The following is a 17,035-nucleotide window of genomic DNA, read 5'->3' on the forward strand; positions in this document are numbered from 1 at the left end:
GATGCTGATAATCTTGTTGACTATCAGTCTGACTCCACAAGCACCCACACGAATTGCTTGATTCAGTTGTTAAAGAGCGGTTGGTTAAGCTTTCGCTCAACCGAGGCGCGCATTCTACAGCAGCCTCTGTTGCTGTCAAGCGGTTATTTTCAGATGTTTTCAAAGTTTCCTTTGCAACATCAACCACTTGCGCTTTCGATCTCTCGTTAGCGGGAGGCGAATTTTACAGCGTTACACGCTGCTGTCAACACCTCATTTCCTGCTTCGATGACTTGAAGCTGACACTGCCGAAGAACCATCCAACTCATTGAAACTCAAGGAGTTTTCCGTTTCGACTGCGCCGGAAGTGGGCGCATTATAGGCCGTTGGAATTCTGGGTCAAGGACTAATTTCACATTAGTGTCATATTGCCTTTAATGCCCCCAAAAGCAGAGGCCAGCCTGGCGGCTGGCCTCTCTTCATCTATATAGCGCTTTCGCGAGTCTTACAGACTCGGAAATGCAAACTGCGATGCCTCATGGCTAGCGCGTTGCGGCCAGCGCTGGGTGATTGCCTTGCGGCGCGTGTAAAAGCGCACACCATCCGGCCCGTACGCATGCAGGTCGCCAAACAGCGAACGTTTCCATCCGCCAAAGCTGTGGTAAGCCACCGGCACCGGCAGCGGAACGTTAACGCCCACCATCCCCACTTCAATCTCGTCGCAAAACAGACGCGCCGCTTCACCATCACGGGTGAAGATACACGTACCGTTGCCATATTCATGATCGTTGATCAGTTGCATTGCCGCTTCCAGGCTATTAACCCGCACGATGCAAAGTACCGGACCAAAAATCTCTTCTTTATAGATGCGCATCTCGGGTGTCACGCGGTCAAACAGGCAACCACCCAGGAAGAAGCCATCTTCGTGATCCTTGACGCTTAACCCGCGCCCATCAACCACCAGCTCAGCACCTGCCGTCACACCGTCCTGGACATAGCCGCTGACCTTGTCACGGGCCTGACCGGAAACCAGTGGGCCCATATCCAGACCGCACGAAGTACCTGCGCCAATTTTCAACGCCTTGATTTGCGGAACCAACTTGGCCACCAGTGCATCGGCCACCTGATCGCCTACACACACTGCAACCGAAATCGCCATGCAACGCTCGCCGCACGAACCATAGGCAGCGCCCATCAAAGCATTGACCGCGTTATCCAGATCGGCATCCGGCATCAATACCGCATGGTTCTTGGCACCGCCCAAAGCCTGAACGCGCTTGCCGCGCTTAGTGCCTTCGGCATAGATGTATTCGGCAATCGGCGTCGACCCGACAAAACTCAAGGCCTTCACTTCTGGCGCTTCGATCAATGCATCCACAGCGGTCTTGTCACCATGGACCACGTTCATTACGCCTTTAGGCAAACCGGCTTCCTGCAACAACTGGGCAATCAACAGCGTCGAGCTCGGGTCACGTTCCGACGGCTTCAGAATGAAACAGTTACCGCACACAATGGCCAGCGGATACATCCACAGCGGCACCATGGCCGGGAAGTTGAAAGGCGTAATCCCCGCCACCACACCCAATGGCTGGAAGTCCGACCAGGCATCAATGTTCGGTCCTACGTTACGGCTGTATTCGCCCTTCAGGATTTCAGGAGCAGAACAGGCGTACTCGACGTTCTCGATTCCACGCTTCAACTCACCGGCTGCGTCTTCCAGCGTCTTGCCATGCTCTTCACTGATCAACTGCGAGATGCGTGCTTCGTTCTGTTCCAGAAGTTGCTTGAAACGGAACATCACTTGAGCGCGTTTGGCCGCAGGCGTATTACGCCACACCGGGAATGCTGCTTTGGCGGCATCGATAGCTTGTTGAATAGTCTCGCGACTGGCCAGTGGCACCTGATGAATCACTTTACCGGTCGACGGGTTGTACACATCGGCAGTGCGGCCAGAATCACTTACCATCTCGCCATTGATCAAATGTTGAATCGTGCTCATTGGAGCTCCAAAAAGTTGTCCACAGGCGCGAACAGTGCGCGCCTGTCAAAATTCAAAAAAGTCCCTTCTATATAGATAGAAGAAATCAGTCGATCTGATTCAGCGCTTCGCCGACCGCATCGAACAGGCGATCCAGTTCCTGCGGCTTGCTATTGAAAGTCGGCCCGAATTGCAGAGTGTCACCGCCGTAACGCACGTAGAAGCCGGCCTTCCACAACTTCATCGCGGCATCGAACGGGCGCACAATCGCATCGCCATCGCGCGGAGCAATCTGAATCGCACCGGCCAGGCCGTAGTTGCGAATATCGATGACGTTCTTCACGCCCTTCAGACCATGCAACGCATTCTCGAAATGCGGTGCAACTTGCGCCACGCTCTGCACCAGGTTTTCTTTTTGCAAAAGATCCAGGGCCGCCAGACCCGCAGCACACGCCACCGGATGAGCCGAATAGGTATACCCGTGCGGGAATTCAACCGCGTACTCAGGCGTCGGTTGATTCATGAAGGTGTGATAGATCTCGCTGGTAGCAATCACTGCGCCCATAGGGATCGCACCGTTAGTGACCTGCTTGGCAATACACATCAAGTCTGGCGTCACACCGAAGCTGTCGGCACCGAACATCGAGCCTGTGCGACCAAACCCGGTAATCACCTCATCAAAGACCAGCAGGATGTTGTGCTGATCACAGATTTCACGCAGACGTTTCAGATAACCCTGTGGCGGCACCAGCACACCGGCAGAGCCTGCCATCGGCTCCACAAACACGGCCGCGATGTTCGAAGCGTCATGCAGTTCGATCAACTTGAGCAGTTCATCGGCCAATGCAATCCCGCCCAACTCGGGCATACCGCGAGAGAACGCGTTGCTGGCCAGCAGTGTGTGCGGCAGATGATCAACATCCATCATCGCCTGACCAAACATCTTACGGTTGCCGTTCACACCGCCCAGACTGGTACCCGCGATGTTCACCCCGTGATATCCACGAGCACGACCAATCATCTTGGTTTTGCTCGACTGGCCTTTCAAGCGCCAGTAAGCGCGGACCATTTTCACTGCGGTATCCGCGCACTCCGAACCCGAGTCAGTGAAGAACACGTGATTCAGGTTGCCCGGCGTCAGCTCAGTGATCTTCTCGGCCAGCTGGAACGACAGTGGATGCCCGTACTGGAACGCCGGCGAGTAATCGAGGGTGCCCAACTGCTTTGAAACAGCTTCCTGAATTTCTTTGCGGGTATGCCCTGCGCCACAGGTCCATAGACCTGACAGTGAATCGTAAATTTGCCGACCCTTATCGTCCGTCAAATAGCTCCCTTTGGCCCCCACGATAAAACGCGGGTCACGATGGAAGTTACGGTTAGCGGTGTAAGGCATCCAGTGGGCATCCAGCTTGAGCTGGCTAGTCACTGTTATTTCGGCGTTTTCAGGCATGTTCATGGGCAAAACCTCGCAGAGCAGAAAGCGGCGTGGGATTGAAAGCGTTGTTGCAGCTAAATTGCCATGGCTATAAAGTCGGTGAAATCCAACTCTTCTAACCTTTAGTCAGGCCTCCACTAAACTATGAGCAGCCGTCGTCCCGATGCACTGGCCCAAGTCAGCGATTTTGATATTCGATTGCTGCGTATTTTCCGCAGCGTGGTGGAATGCGGCGGGTTCTCGGCGGCAGAAACGGTGCTCGGCATTGGCCGCTCGGCCATCAGTCAGCAGATGAGTGACCTGGAACAACGACTGGGTTTACGCCTGTGTCAGCGTGGGCGGGCGGGATTTTCTCTGACAGAAGAAGGCCGCGAGGTTTATCAGTCATCACTCCAGTTGCTGGGGGCACTCGAAAGTTTTCGTACCGAGGTCAACGGCCTGCATCACCACCTGCGCGGTGAACTGACGATTGGGCTAACCGACAACCTGGTCACCCTGCCCCACATGCGTATCACCCATGCCCTGTCCCAACTCAAAGAGCGCGGGCCCGATGTACAAATTCACATTCGAATGATCGCCCCCAATGAAGTAGAGCAAGGGGTTCTCGACGGCCGCTTGCATGTAGGCGTCGTACCCCAGGCAAGTGCGCTGTCGGGTCTTGAGTACCAACCGTTGTACAGCGAGCGCTCACTGCTCTATTGCGCTGTGGGCCACCCGTTGTTTTATGTCGATGATCGGCAACTGGCCGACCAGCGTCTCAACGAACAGGATGCCATTGCCCCTACTTTCCGCCTGCCTTCCGAGATCCAGGCGCACTACCAGGCACTTAATTGCACCGCCAGCGCGTCAGATCGCGAAGGCATGGCTTTTCTGATTCTGACCGGGCGCTACATCGGCTACCTGCCCGATCATTACGCCAGCCTGTGGGTGCAACAAGGCCGCCTGCGGGCCTTGAAAGCCAAAACCCGCTTTTATGACTTGAGTCTGGCCTCGGTCACACGTAAAGGTCGACGTCCGCATCTGGTGCTGGAAAGTTTCCTTGAGAGCCTGGAAGCGACGCGCTAACGTGAAACTGCAGCGAAAGCTCCCACAAAGATTGCTCTGGAAAACCTATGACCTTTGAAATCCCCGCCCACGATGGCAAGCCGGCTGGCCGTATTCGTCAAAAGAACGAAGAGGTCATTCTCAAGGCCGCAGAGGATGAATTTGCCCGTCATGGGTTCAAAGGCACCAGCATGAACACCATCGCGCTCAAGGCCGGCCTGCCAAAAGCCAACCTGCACTACTACTTCACCAACAAGCTGGGGCTCTATATTGCGGTATTGAGCAATATCATCGAATTGTGGGACCGCACCTTCAATACCCTGACCGCCGCAGACGATCCGGCCCAGGCACTCAGCCGTTACATCCGCGCCAAGATGGAGTTCTCACGCCAACAGCCACAGGCCTCCCGTGTATTTGCAATGGAAATCATCAGCGGTGGCGCCTGTCTGACCGAATACTTCACCCAGGACTACCGCATTTGGTTCCAGGGCCGGGCGGCCGTGTTTCAAGCCTGGATAGATGCCGGAAAAATGGACCCGGTCGACCCGGTACACCTGATTTTCCTGTTATGGGGCAGCACCCAGCATTACGCTGACTTCGCGACCCAAATCTGCCGCGTATCGGGGCGCTCGCGTTTGACCAGGCAAGACATGCAAGACGCCAGCGACAACCTGATCCGTATCATCCTCAAAGGCTGCGGCCTGACGCCTACCGTCTAAGTCTGGAACCGACATGCCTTCGACCCTCCTGGGTCTTTGCGAATACCGCGAAGAAATCCGAAAAAGCCGCTTTATCACCCTCGCCGCGCCGATCACCAATGCTCAACAGGCACAGGACTTTATCGAGCAACATAGCGACCTGAATGCCTCGCACAATTGCTGGGCCTGGAAACACGGTGATCAATATCGCAGCAGTGACGACGGCGAACCCGGCGGCACCGCTGGCCGGCCGATACTGTCAGCTATCGAGGCCCAGGACTGCGATCAGGTCGTGGTACTGGTCATTCGCTGGTATGGCGGCATCCAGCTGGGAACCGGCGGGCTGGCACGGGCTTACGGCGGCGGCGCCAACAAATGCCTGCAGGGCGCAGAAAAGCTGAGGTTGATTAGCCGTGTTGCGCTGGACTGCTCGTGCAACTTCAGCGAACTGGCACTGATTAAACTGCGGGTGGCCGAATCAGGAGGTTTGCTGATCAATGAAACCTTCACCGCCAATGGCGTTGACCTGCAACTGGCACTGGCCGAAGAACAGATCGCCCCTCTACAGCAACAACTGGCCAGTATCAGTCGCGGCAGGATTTTGCTGCACCGGCGCGAGCTCGGCACAGAGGAGTAAATACGCCATATCCTTCCCCCGGACTTGCCCACAGTCACTGTGCACCCAACTGTGGATAACCTGAGTACACAAGGCTGCAGCCCTTGTGTCACGGGCATTGCACAGGTTTGTACGTTTTTTGACCTGCTTTCTTCAAAACAAAGAAAATCTATTTAAAAACAGTCATTTAGACAAGGTTATCGCGGTTAGAACAAAGCAGCCCGGTGCTTATACCCCTCAACCGAAGTTGCACACAGTTACTGTGGAACAACCTGTGGATAACCCGTGCAAATACCCCGCGAATTCAATCTGCGTAACGCCTGCTTATCTTTGTACGTTTTTTAACCAAAACGACATTTAAACAACCATAGCCTGACGCGCCCTGAAACTCTCTCCTACCTGAACAAAGGAACAGGCCCACACCTCAAAGCTGGGCACTCGCACAGCGATGGAGTAAAAACCTTTACGGTGAATTCCCTTTAGCTCTAGAAGGACGCTACTCATGACAGCAAAACATGCACTGATTATCGGAGCTTCACGCGGATTGGGACTGGGCCTGGTCAAAGAGTTACTCAAGGACGGCTGGCAAGTCACCGCGACTGTCCGCGATCCCAATAAAGCCGACGCCTTGAAATCACTGGGCCAAGTGAGCATTGAGCAACTGGACATCGACAACCACCAGGCCATCAAGGCATTGAGCAACAGGTTGAACAACCAGGTCTTCGACCTGCTGTTCATCAATGCCGGCATCAAAGGCCCGGATGATCAATGGTCGGGCAACGCAACCCTGGCTGAGGTTGGCCAGTTGTTTTATACCAACAGCGTGGCGCCAATTAATCTGGCGAAAGCGTTTGTCAGTAAAGTCCGAAAAGACAGCGGCGTACTGGCCTTCATGAGTTCGGTGCTGGGCAGCATCACTGTGCCGGACGCGCCTGAAATGGCGCTCTATAAAGCCAGCAAGGCTGCACTCAACTCCATGACCACGACCTTTGTGCATCAGGAACTGGGGGACAACAATCCCACCGTTCTCTCCATGCATCCGGGCTGGGTAAAAACCGACATGGGCGGCGAAGGTGCCGAGATCGATGTCGAAACCAGCACCCGGGGCCTCGTTGAACAAGTCAAAGCCTACGCAGGCAAAGGCGGCCATCACTTTATCGACTACAAAGGCCAGACAATTCCCTGGTAAGCAACCGCTGAGCCCGCTCCCGACGGACCGGGCTCAGCGGTGGTTAAAGCCCCAGCAACGACAGCATGATAAAAGTCGCAAACAGCACGAAGTGGGTCATGCCCTCGATGGCATTGGTTTCACCGTCATTGAGGTTGATGGCACAGACCACCAGGGTAATCAGCACCATCACTGTCTGCACCGGGGTCATGGCCATCTGAAACGGCTGACCGGTATACAGTGCCATTGCCTCCATCACCGGCACCGTCAGAATCACCGTGGACAATGAAGCGCCCAACGCCACATTAACCACCGACTGCATGCGATTGGCCAATGCGGCACGCAGGGCCGTGAGGATTTCCGGCGCGGCCGAAATTGCGGCCACCACAATGGCCGTGATCACCGGCGGTGCGCCCGTGCCCTCAAGACCAAGGTCCAGGGTTTTGGACATCACCTCTGCCAGCGCACCAATCACGATAACCCCCAGTGCCAGCACGGTTACCGACAGTTTGAGGTTCGCCGGCTCTTCTTTGTGCTCACCCTTGCGGCGTTTCTTGTCCGGGTAGCTGTAACTGAAGAAGTAACTGTGCGGCCCGACCTGCATCCGCAAAAACAGGGTGTAGAGCAATACCATCGCGCCGATGGTGAAGGCCGAGTAAATTTTCCAGTCAGCCTCGGGGATAAACTCCGGCACCACCATGGACACCCCCATGGCAGTAAGAATCATCACCGTGTAGGTGCGGGCCGAATCATCGTTGTAGGACTGCTCGCCATGTTTGATCCCGCCCATCAGTGCCGCCAGGCCGAGAATGCCATTGATGTCGAGCATGACCGCAGAGTAAATCGTGTCCCGTACCAGGGTCGGTGATGCTTCGTTGCTCATCATGATGGCCAGGATCACCACCTCGACCAAAACGGCGGACAAGGTAAGGATCATAGTGCCATAGGGATCGCCGACTTTTTCTGCCAGTACCTCGGCGTGATGGGCCACGCGCATCGAGGCACACACAATCGCCGCCACAAGCACAACCCCTGCTGCCAGGGCGGTAATCTGGCCGTTGCTCAGTAGCCAATGCTCCAGCGGGTAAGCCAGCGCCACCATCACGATCGCCAGCAACAGCAGTTTTTCGTCTTTCAATAGAGTCAGCATTGCGGGCCTTTTGCCAGTAAACAAACACAGGTTGATGGGTTACAGACTTCCACAACTTGCTAACGTTTCGTTACATGTTAGTTCACAGGCCCGCCCGTCCAGGTCTCTGTCACACCTGGCAACCGTCCGCTGCGACAAATAGCTTGGTCGGGTTTTACCAAATGTGTAGCAGCACGCCTGTAGAATGCTGGGATCTGCACCTGATTTAATGAGAATTTTTTATGTACGACTGGCTCAACGCCCTGCCAAAAGCTGAACTGCACATGCATCTTGAGGGATCCCTGGAACCCGAACTGCTGTTCGCTCTGGCTGAGCGCAACAAGATTGCCCTGCCCTGGAACGACGTTGAAACCTTGCGCAAAGCGTATGCCTTCAACAACCTGCAAGAGTTCCTCGACCTGTATTACAAGGGTGCAGACGTATTGCGTACGTCCCAGGATTTCTACGACCTGACCTGGGCCTACCTGCTGCGTTGCAAGGCGCAGAATGTGATTCACACTGAACCCTTCTTCGACCCGCAAACCCACACTGACCGCGGGATTCCCTTCGAAGTGGTGCTCAACGGCATCGCCAGCGCACTCAAGGACGGCGAGCAGCAACTGGGTATCACCAGCGGTCTGATCCTGAGTTTTCTGCGTCACTTGAGTGAAGAAGAAGCGGAAAAAACCCTCGACCAGGCACTGCCATTTCGCGAAGCATTTGTCGCCGTTGGCCTCGACAGCTCAGAAATGGGCCACCCGCCGAGCAAGTTCCAGCGCGTCTTCGATCGCGCCCGTCACGAAGGCTTTCTCACCGTCGCCCACGCCGGCGAAGAGGGCCCGCCGGAGTACATCTGGGAGGCGCTCGATCTGCTCAAAATCCAGCGCATCGACCACGGTGTACGGGCGATTGAAGACGAGCGTCTGATGCAGCGCATTATCGACGAGCAAATCCCGCTGACCGTGTGCCCGCTCTCGAATACCAAACTCTGCGTGTTTGATCACATGTCGCAGCACAACATTCTCGACATGCTCGAGCGCGGCGTGAAGGTGACCGTCAATTCCGATGACCCGGCCTATTTCGGTGGTTACATGACCGAAAACTTCCACGCCCTGTACACCGACCTGGGCATGACCCAGGATCAGGCCAAGCGTCTGGCGCAAAACAGCCTGGATGCACGCTTGATCAAGCCGTAAACCTGTTGTGGGAGCTGGCTGCCGGCTCCCACAGTCAGCCTTGACGGCCTCGGTCGCGGGCCAACCCCGCGCACCGCTCAACCAGCATGTCGTGTAGTAACCTCACCGGCTTGCTCAGTTGCGCACGATGGCCGCACAGCAGGTTCAACGGCGCCCGCTCACAGGTCAGCTCGGGCAACAGCACCTTGAGCCGGCCCGAAGTCACATCCCCCGCTACATCCAGCCAGGATTTGTAGGCAATCCCGGCCCCGGCCAACGCCCACAAGCGCACCACATCGGCATCGTCACTGAACCGGTCGCCACTGACCGTCAGCCCAAGCTCACGCTTGCCATCATTGAATTGCCAATAGTCGTGGACTCGCGTGCCGAGCATGTACAGCAGGCAATTGTGTTGCAACAGCTGTTCGAGCTGACGCGGCTCGCCCTTGCGCACCAGGTAGTCAGGGGACGCACACAGCACCCGGCGATTGTCTGCCGCCACCGGCAAGGCCACCAGGCTGGAGTCTTCAGGCTCACCGTAGCGCAAGGCGATATCTACCGGCTGACGGAACAGGTCGGCAATTCGGTCCCCCAGCAACAAACGCACCGTGAGCTTCGGGTGCTCACGCTGAAACTGATCCAGCCAGGGCAGCAGTAAATTACGCCCGAAGTCCGAGGGGGCCGACAGCTGCAGCACCCCACTGACCTGATCTTGCCCACGAGCCAGCAAGCGCCGTCCTTCATCCAGACTGCTTAATGCCGTACGCGCATATTCGAGAAAACCTTCACCTTCTGCAGTCAGCCGCAAACTCCGGGTGGATCGGGCCAGCAGCCGGGTATTCAGCTGCGCCTCGATGCGCTTGAGCGCCGCACTGGCCACCGCTGGCGACATGTCCATTACCCGTGCTGCTGCCGACAAACTGCCCAGGTCTGCGGCGCGAACAAACAGTTGCAGGTCATCGAAACGCAGCATTGAAAACACACCCGGGAATTATCAATAAAATATTGAAAGAGACTGCTGTTTTAGCCGGTTTTATCATTCCACGAAATAGCTAATCATGGTTCTACTTTCTTAATCTCCTTCAGGACTTGTCCCATGAAAGCTATCGCCTATTACCAGTCGCTACCGATTCAAGACCCCCAAGCCCTGCAAGACATCGAACTGCCAGAGCCGATTGCCGGCCCTCGCGACCTGCTGGTTGAAGTAAAAGCCATTTCCGTGAACCCGGTGGACACCAAAGTCCGGCAGAACGTACAACCGCAAGACGGCGAAGCCAAAGTGCTGGGATGGGACGTCGCCGGTGTGGTCAAGGCGGTTGGCAGTGAGGCGAGCCTGTTCAAGGTTGGCGACAAGGTGTTCTATGCAGGCTCCATCGCCCGCGCCGGCGCCAACAGCGAACGTCATGTGGTGGATGAGCGGATCGTCGGTCACATGCCCAAGAGCCTCGGTTTCGCCGAAGCCGCGGCGCTGCCACTGACCGCAATCACCGCCTGGGAACTGTTGTTTGAACGGCTTGGCATTAATGAGGGCAAGGTCGACCAGCAACAGAGCCTGTTGATTGTCGGCGCGGCCGGAGGTGTCGGCTCGATCCTGACTCAACTGGCCAGCCAGCTCACGGCACTCAAGGTAATTGGCAGCGCATCGCGCCCCGAGACCCAAGCCTGGGTACGGGAGTTGGGCGCAGACCTCATTGTCGATCACCGTCAGCCCCTGAGCGAAGCGCTCAAACACCAGGGCATCAACAGCGTTACCCACGTCGCCAGCCTGACCCAGACCGATCAGCACCTGGATCAACTGGTCGAAGCACTGGCTCCCCAGGGCAAACTGGCCCTGATCGACGACCCCAAGGCCCTCGACATTACCAAGCTCAAGCGCAAGAGCCTGTCGCTGCACTGGGAGTTCATGTACACCCGTTCGCTGTTCGAAACGCCGGACATGATCGAGCAACATCATCTGCTCAACCGGGTGGCCGAACTGATCGATGCCGGCACTTTGCGCACCACCGTTGGCGAGCACTTCGGCACCATCAACGCGGCCAACCTGCGCCGCGCCCATACGCTGCTGGAAAGCGGCAAGTCCAAAGGCAAGATTGTGCTAGAAGGGTTCTGATCTGGCATGACGCGAGGCTGAAAGCGCCAGTTTCAACCGTCAGTCAGAGACTTGATCCCTGACATATTTCACCGGGGATTCGGTAATACACTGGCCTCCTTTGCGAACCAAGGGAGGCCAGTAATGAAAATCCTGATAAAAGCGTTAGCAAGATCCCGTGACTGCCAATGGCAGGTTCAACTCGACCAGCAAGCCGTCAATTTTCGCAGCGAGGCCGAGGCTCGCGCCTTTGTGGACAAGCTGCAGTCCCGCCTGCAAGCCCCCCATGTACTGCCCGCACCTTTGGCGGGCTGATTCAGACCGGCTCTTGAGCGGCGATCCGGGCGCTATAGACACGCCGGGTCGCCATCCCGATAGCCACCGCCAGTACCCCGCACAAGGTGATCACCATCGCCATTGGCAGCGCCGTGCCATCGTGCAACACGCCGACCAATGAAGCTGCGGCTGCGGCCACACTGAACTGCAAACAGCCGAGCATGGCCGAAGCACTGCCGGCCCGCGCGCCCTGCCCGCTCATGGCGCAGGCAGAAGCGTTGGGGATGATGCAGCCCAGGCTGGCAATACAGATAAACAACGGGATCAGCAACGGCCACAGCTGCTCTGTGTGCAAGGCACTAATGCCCAGCAACACCAGACCGGCCGCCAGATAAACCCACACCGTACGCGCCAGCAAAAAGGCCGGCCCGCGTCTGGCCAGCAACCGGGCATTGACCTGCGCCACCAAAATAAAGCCTGCGGCATTGCTGCCAAACAGCCAGCCGTAATGCTCTGCCGGTACGCCGTAGAGTTTGATAAATACGAAAGGTGAACCCGCAATGTAGGCAAACATCCCGGCCATCGCGATCCCGCCGGTGAGTGCATGCCCCAGGAATTCACGGTCCTTGAGCAGGCGGCCATATTGACGCAAGGCCCCCGACAAAGGCTGGCGCGGCACATTGGCGGGCAGGCTTTCCGGCAGACCCAGCGCCACGGCCACGGCCGCCAGAGCACTGAACACCGTCAACACGATAAAGATCGACTGCCAGCCATGCAGATTGACCAGCAGACCACCGAGCATCGGCGCCAGAATCGGTGCCAGCCCCATTACCAGCATCAGTTGCGAAAACACCTTGGCCGAACCTACCGCGTCGCATTTATCACTGACAATCGCCCGCGATAGCACCATGCCCGCGCAACCGCCCAGCGCCTGAACGAATCGGGCACCAATCAACCATTCCAGGGTGGGGGCAAATGCACAGGCCAGGGAGGCCGCAGTGAACAGGCCGACACCCACCAGCAGCGGAATGCGTCGACCAAAACGGTCTGCGATCGGCCCATAGGCCAACTGGCCGATGGACAAGCCCAGGAAGTAAACTGCCAGCGTTAGCTGGATATGTTGTTCATCTGTTGCAAAAGCCTGTGCCATCGCCGGGAAGCCCGGCAGATAGAAGTCGATTGCCAAAGGACCGAAGGCGCTCAGGGCGCCTAAAATCAGGATTGTTCTAAAGTTCATCAGGTATCCAAATCGAGCTGCGGTTGGCGCAGCCCGATAGTCTAGCTGTGGTTACAGAACTTGAACATAACGATAGCCAGCTAGCTAATAAACCAGACTGACCCAAGCGCTGCAGGCGCCACTGCGCGCCAGCAGAGAGCCTGCATTAATGGGCGGTACGCGCCTCGAATCCGGCATTGGTAATGGCGTCGATGATTTCCAGTGACGGCAGCACGCTCTCGACTTTTACGGTCTTGGTCTCCAGATCGACCTCAACTTTCGAATTCGGATCGATCCGCTGAATGGCGTTGGTTACCCCACGCACACAGCCACCACAGGTCATTCCGTCTACTTTGAATGTTTGCAAGATAATTGCTCCTTGGTTTGAGAGGCCTGCAGCTTTCACCTTCCCACCATGGCAAGGTCAAGCCCCGTGTTGCTATCGCGCGCTGGCAATCTGTCCCCCGCTCGGCCAAGCTGCAGCCATGGGATTTAACACAGGATACTTAGCCATGCGCTGGTCCGCTTTGAGCCTAGTCAGCCTTTTGGGTCTTGTCAGTGTGCCGCTATGGGCACATGCCGATCAGGACTACGGGGTTTTGATCATCTCCCGTGAGCGCCTTGAAGTACCGACCAGCTGCGAAGTCGGGGTGTATATAGATGACCAGTTGGCAGGGCGTTTGTTTCAGGAACAAACCCTGGCGTTCAATCTGCCGCCAGCCACTGTGGGTATCCGCCTCAAGCTTTTACCGGGCCAGGCGCCGGGCTGCTTGCCGGGCATGCTGGTACCGCCGGCCCAGCAATTCTCTTTAAAAGCCGGGGATGTGCGCAAATACCGCATCGCCCTGGGCAAGGACGGCATGTACCTCAAGCCCGCCAGGCTGGAATACTGATTGCGGTGCACACCCGGGAATCTTGAGTAATGAGGCGAGCGTCATGAATATCGGCCAGGCCGCAAGGCACAGTGGCTTGAGTGCCAAGATGATTCGTTATTACGAGTCCATCGGGCTGCTCAAACCCGCGAACCGCAGCGATAGCGGATACCGTCTTTACAGCGACGATGACCTGCACACACTGGCGTTTATCAAACGCTCCCGTGATCTGGGCTTTTCACTGGATGAGGTCGGCAAACTGCTGGCCCTCTGGCAAGACCGCCAGCGCGCCAGCGGCGATGTTAAAGCCCTGGCCCGTCAGCACATTGATGAGTTGAATCAAAAAATCCGCGAGCTGACCAGCCTGCGCGACACCTTGCATGAGCTGGTCGAAAGCTGCCAGGGCGACCATCGCCCAGACTGCCCGATCCTCAAGGATCTGGAGTCGGGCGCCTGTTGTACTCACTGAAAACACGCCGCTGTAGCTCCCATTGCCAGTAATCCGGGCACCCAGATAGTACGGCTCAAAACACCGTCATCAGCACTTTGCCTATCATCATGACGCTGACCAGCGCGCAGAGCACTGCAAACCCTTGCTGCATCAGGCGCTCGGAGACCTTCGGCGCAATCATCCGTCCGGCGATCATCCCGCCAAGGGTCGCACCGATAAACAGAGCCGCATCCCCCGAAAGACTGAAGCCCTGATACAACAGATGCCCCACAGTGCCCAGCGACACCAGCGCCACGACCATCAGCGACGTAGCAACAATGCCGTGCATAGGTACATCACTGAATTTCCGGAAGGCCGGGACAATCAAAAAACCGCCGCCTACCCCCAGCAATCCGGTGAGCCAGCCCGACACCGCACCAATGGCGGCCAGGGTGGTGGAGCACTTTACATCCCACTCCAGTCGCCCGGTGGAAGGGTTCACCCGACAGTTCTTGTGAGGCGCAGCCTCAGCCACGTGGGCGCAATCCGTTCTGGCCTGCATGAACATGCGCCCACTGACGAATACCATTACACAACCAAACATCGCCATCAGTGCGGTGCCCGGCAACAGCTTGGCCAGGTGCAGTCCGAACGGGGACGCCAGCCAGCCGGCACTTGCCATCAGCCCGGCCGCCTTGTAACGCACCAGCCCCTTGCGCAGACCGTCCAGCGCGCCCACTGCCGCCGCAATACCCACGGCCAGCAGCGCCACCGGAGTCGCCTCGAGCAGAGACCAGCCCAGGCCCAGCGTCAGCGCCGGGATGGCCAGAATCCCCCCGCCTGCTCCCGTCAGCCCGAGCAACAAGCCCACCAGCACACCCAACACGATGATCAACATAATCTGGCTCAGTCCGCCTTGCAGTCAGTGAACCACTCGCGCCCCTTGAGCATGCCGTTCCAGTAGAACCAGGGGAGCAAGGTTGCCTTCAGCAACCAGGCCGACTTGCGGGCCACCGTCGGGTCCAGCGGGAACGTCGGCAGCAGTTTGCCGCCATAACCGAACTCGGCCAGAATCACTTTGCCTTTCTCCACCGTCAGCGGGCAGGAACCGTAGCCATCGTAGCGCTTGGGCAAGACGGCCCCATTGCGCAAGGCGATCAGGTTGTCAGCCACTACCACCACCTGTTTGCGGGCTGCTGCGGCAGTCTTGGCATTGGATGTGCCGCATACATCACCCAGGGCGAATATGTCTGGATAACGCGGATGCTGCAGGGTCGCAGGGTCGGTCTCAAACCAGCCGGCTTTATCCGCCAGCTCACTGCGCCGGATAACATCGGGGGGCTGTTGCGGTGGCACCACATGCAGCATGTCGAACTTCTTCTCGACCCGCGTCACGTTGCCGTCTGCGCCCGTCACATCAAACCAGGCGGTCCTGTTCGGGCCATCGACCTTGACCAGATTGGACTGAAAGGCCAATTGGGCGTTGTAGGCTTCAACGTATATCATCAGCGCCGGGACAAACGCCGGGACGCCGAACAGCGCTGCTCCCGCCAGATTGAATTGCACCTCGATCGAATCCAGCACCCCCTGTTTACGCCAATGATCACAGGACAGGTACATGGCTTTTTGCGGAGCACCGGCACACTTGATCGGCATGCCCGGCTGGGTAAACAGCGCTTTGCCGCCACGCAGGGTGCGCACCAGTTCCCAGGTGTAAGGCGCCAGATCGTGGCGATAATTGGAGGTGACCGCGTTTTTGCCCAAAGTCTCTTCCAGGCCCTCGATGTTCTCCCAGGCCAACTGCAACCCGGGGCACACGATCAATTGCTGATAGCCAAGCTCGGAGCCATCACTGAGCAACACCACCTTGCGTTGCGGGGCAAAAGCGCTCAGTGACGCTTTAATCCATACAACCTGTTTGGGCATCACTGTCGCGGTGGGGCGAACCGTGTCCTTGACCTCGTAGGCACCGCCGCCGACCAGTGTCCACGCAGGCTGATAATAGTGCTCGGTATTGGGCTCGATCACCGCGATGCGCAGGGACGAGTCGCGCTTCAACAGGCTTGCCGACACCGAGATGCCCGCCGAGCCACCGCCGACCACAACCACGTCGTACTGCTTGATTTCCGGGGTACCCAGAGTGGCCGCTTGATAGAGCTTCGAAGAGCGGTTACCGGTGCGACAGTAGGCCAGAACAGGGGTTGCCAGTTCGCCAAGCAGATGCTGCAACTGCTGCGCTTGCTCCGGTGTTGCGCCAGTGGTCTGTACCGGCAGGTAAACAAAGCTCAGGCCCAGGGCTTCGGCGGCTTGCTGCATCGAAGTGTGCCCGGGTTGTTCTGGCCCGCCTTCATGATCCGGCCGGTTGCAGATCACACTGCGAAACCCCAGCGCGGCTAAAGTATGGAGATCAGACTGCTCGATCTGACCCGTCACAGAAAATGACTCGTCGATTCGCTTGATGCTTTGCTCCATTGAGCACTCCAGGCACAACAAAAATGAATGGAATAGGCAGGTGAGTAACCGTCACTTTTTAAGCGCTTGCCCACAGTACAAGCCTGACAGGGTTTGCATCACCGAGACCACTTCGAAGCTGGCGAGCGAGTAGAAAATATACTTCCCCATGCGACGGGTATTGACCATGCCTTCATCACGCAACACCCCGAGTTGTTGCGACAGCGTTGGCTGCCTGATGCCCGTCAGCGCCTCAAGCTCGCCGACATTGCGTTCGCCCTGGGTCAATTGGCAAAGCAGCAGCAGCCGGTCTTCGTTGGCCAGGGCTTTGAGTAGCGTGCAGGCTTTGGACGCAGAGTCGCGCAGAAGTCCGATTTCTTCGCTGGTTAGCTGAGCAGACATGGAAAGCTCCGGGACGTGATGATCGACAGTCTACGACCCGATAATATATGTTTCAATATATTGAGTATTTACTGATC

General features: G+C 57.2%; 18 protein-coding genes and 1 pseudogene. 10 read left to right on the top strand and 9 right to left on the bottom strand.

The window, feature by feature from the left end; translation table 11 throughout:
- Positions 1-210 (top strand): annotated as a pseudogene (locus tag JQ845_RS22975) (hypothetical protein); the annotation flags it as partial.
- A gap of 274 nt (positions 211-484) precedes the next feature.
- On the opposite strand, the gene JQ845_RS08935 reads toward JQ845_RS22975, so the two are convergent.
- On the bottom strand, positions 485-1,978 hold the full coding sequence (locus JQ845_RS08935) for a CoA-acylating methylmalonate-semialdehyde dehydrogenase (protein ID WP_003439341.1): 1,494 nt from the start codon (positions 1,976-1,978) through the stop codon (positions 485-487).
- Between the two features lie 85 nt (positions 1,979-2,063).
- Positions 2,064-3,413 carry an omega-aminotransferase AptA gene (aptA, locus tag JQ845_RS08940; protein WP_003439338.1) on the bottom strand — a complete coding sequence of 450 codons (1,350 nt, stop codon included), beginning with the start codon at positions 3,411-3,413 and terminating at the stop codon, positions 2,064-2,066.
- Between the two features lie 123 nt (positions 3,414-3,536).
- Between aptA and JQ845_RS08945 the strand changes: the two genes are divergently transcribed.
- The 4 genes from JQ845_RS08945 (at position 3,537) to JQ845_RS08960 (ending at position 6,939) form a co-directional block, all read left to right on the top strand.
- Positions 3,537-4,457: a LysR family transcriptional regulator gene (locus tag JQ845_RS08945; RefSeq protein WP_003439335.1), complete on the top strand. Its 921-nt coding sequence runs from the start codon at positions 3,537-3,539 to the stop codon at positions 4,455-4,457.
- 47 nt (positions 4,458-4,504) lie between these two features.
- The gene (locus JQ845_RS08950; protein WP_003439332.1) at positions 4,505-5,155 is read left to right on the top strand and encodes a TetR/AcrR family transcriptional regulator; all 651 of its coding nucleotides are present in this window, start codon (positions 4,505-4,507) and stop codon (positions 5,153-5,155) included.
- Between the two features lie 13 nt (positions 5,156-5,168).
- Positions 5,169-5,771 (top strand): IMPACT family protein, encoded by a 603-nt coding sequence (locus JQ845_RS08955; protein WP_203008912.1) that lies wholly within the window; start codon positions 5,169-5,171, stop codon positions 5,769-5,771.
- 481 nt (positions 5,772-6,252) lie between these two features.
- Positions 6,253-6,939 (top strand): SDR family oxidoreductase, encoded by a 687-nt coding sequence (locus JQ845_RS08960; protein WP_003439327.1) that lies wholly within the window; start codon positions 6,253-6,255, stop codon positions 6,937-6,939.
- Positions 6,940-6,982: 43 nt separating this feature from the next.
- Here the strand turns inward: JQ845_RS08960 and JQ845_RS08965 are convergent, their stop codons facing one another.
- Positions 6,983-8,068: a calcium:cation antiporter gene (locus JQ845_RS08965; RefSeq protein ID WP_003439324.1), complete on the bottom strand. Its 1,086-nt coding sequence runs from the start codon at positions 8,066-8,068 to the stop codon at positions 6,983-6,985.
- A 221-nt stretch (positions 8,069-8,289) separates the two neighbouring features.
- Here JQ845_RS08965 and JQ845_RS08970 point away from each other — a divergent pair, with 221 nt between their 5' ends.
- On the top strand, positions 8,290-9,243 hold the full coding sequence (locus JQ845_RS08970) for an adenosine deaminase (protein WP_003439321.1): 954 nt from the start codon (positions 8,290-8,292) through the stop codon (positions 9,241-9,243).
- A gap of 34 nt (positions 9,244-9,277) precedes the next feature.
- On the opposite strand, the gene JQ845_RS08975 is transcribed toward JQ845_RS08970, so the two are convergent.
- The gene (locus JQ845_RS08975; protein WP_003439319.1) at positions 9,278-10,195 is read right to left on the bottom strand and encodes a LysR family transcriptional regulator; all 918 of its coding nucleotides are present in this window, start codon (positions 10,193-10,195) and stop codon (positions 9,278-9,280) included.
- Between the two features lie 123 nt (positions 10,196-10,318).
- Between JQ845_RS08975 and JQ845_RS08980 the strand changes: the two genes are divergently transcribed.
- Complete coding sequence (locus JQ845_RS08980; RefSeq protein ID WP_003439317.1) at positions 10,319-11,332, top strand: zinc-binding alcohol dehydrogenase family protein; 1,014 nt, start codon at positions 10,319-10,321, stop codon at positions 11,330-11,332.
- A gap of 123 nt (positions 11,333-11,455) precedes the next feature.
- Positions 11,456-11,626 (top strand): hypothetical protein, encoded by a 171-nt coding sequence (locus JQ845_RS08985; RefSeq protein WP_003439315.1) that lies wholly within the window; start codon positions 11,456-11,458, stop codon positions 11,624-11,626.
- Position 11,627: 1 nt separating this feature from the next.
- Here the strand turns inward: JQ845_RS08985 and JQ845_RS08990 are convergent, their stop codons facing one another.
- Positions 11,628-12,824: a multidrug effflux MFS transporter gene (locus JQ845_RS08990; protein ID WP_003439313.1), complete on the bottom strand. Its 1,197-nt coding sequence runs from the start codon at positions 12,822-12,824 to the stop codon at positions 11,628-11,630.
- 145 nt (positions 12,825-12,969) lie between these two features.
- On the bottom strand, positions 12,970-13,170 hold the full coding sequence (locus JQ845_RS08995; protein WP_003439311.1) for a heavy-metal-associated domain-containing protein: 201 nt from the start codon (positions 13,168-13,170) through the stop codon (positions 12,970-12,972).
- 145 nt (positions 13,171-13,315) lie between these two features.
- On the opposite strand from JQ845_RS08995, the gene JQ845_RS09000 reads away from it, so the two are divergent.
- Together JQ845_RS09000 and cueR are read left to right on the top strand one after the other, a co-directional pair.
- Positions 13,316-13,696 carry a hypothetical protein gene (locus tag JQ845_RS09000; protein WP_003439309.1) on the top strand — a complete coding sequence of 127 codons (381 nt, stop codon included), beginning with the start codon at positions 13,316-13,318 and terminating at the stop codon, positions 13,694-13,696.
- Positions 13,697-13,739: 43 nt separating this feature from the next.
- The gene (cueR, locus tag JQ845_RS09005) at positions 13,740-14,144 is read left to right on the top strand and encodes a Cu(I)-responsive transcriptional regulator (protein ID WP_003439306.1); all 405 of its coding nucleotides are present in this window, start codon (positions 13,740-13,742) and stop codon (positions 14,142-14,144) included.
- A gap of 55 nt (positions 14,145-14,199) precedes the next feature.
- On the opposite strand, the gene JQ845_RS09010 is transcribed toward cueR, so the two are convergent.
- The 3 genes from JQ845_RS09010 to JQ845_RS09020 are packed head-to-tail and all read right to left on the bottom strand — an operon-like array spanning position 14,200 to position 16,958.
- The gene (locus tag JQ845_RS09010; RefSeq protein ID WP_003439305.1) at positions 14,200-15,003 is read right to left on the bottom strand and encodes a sulfite exporter TauE/SafE family protein; all 804 of its coding nucleotides are present in this window, start codon (positions 15,001-15,003) and stop codon (positions 14,200-14,202) included.
- Positions 15,004-15,011: 8 nt separating this feature from the next.
- Positions 15,012-16,577 carry a bifunctional protein tyrosine phosphatase family protein/NAD(P)/FAD-dependent oxidoreductase gene (locus tag JQ845_RS09015; RefSeq protein ID WP_203008913.1) on the bottom strand — a complete coding sequence of 522 codons (1,566 nt, stop codon included), beginning with the start codon at positions 16,575-16,577 and terminating at the stop codon, positions 15,012-15,014.
- A gap of 51 nt (positions 16,578-16,628) precedes the next feature.
- The gene (locus JQ845_RS09020; RefSeq protein WP_003439303.1) at positions 16,629-16,958 is read right to left on the bottom strand and encodes an ArsR/SmtB family transcription factor; all 330 of its coding nucleotides are present in this window, start codon (positions 16,956-16,958) and stop codon (positions 16,629-16,631) included.
- Between the last annotated feature and the right edge of the window lie 77 nt (positions 16,959-17,035).

This window comes from Pseudomonas paraversuta (assembly GCF_904063065.1).
In the GTDB taxonomy this organism is placed as follows: domain Bacteria; phylum Pseudomonadota; class Gammaproteobacteria; order Pseudomonadales; family Pseudomonadaceae; genus Aquipseudomonas; species Aquipseudomonas paraversuta.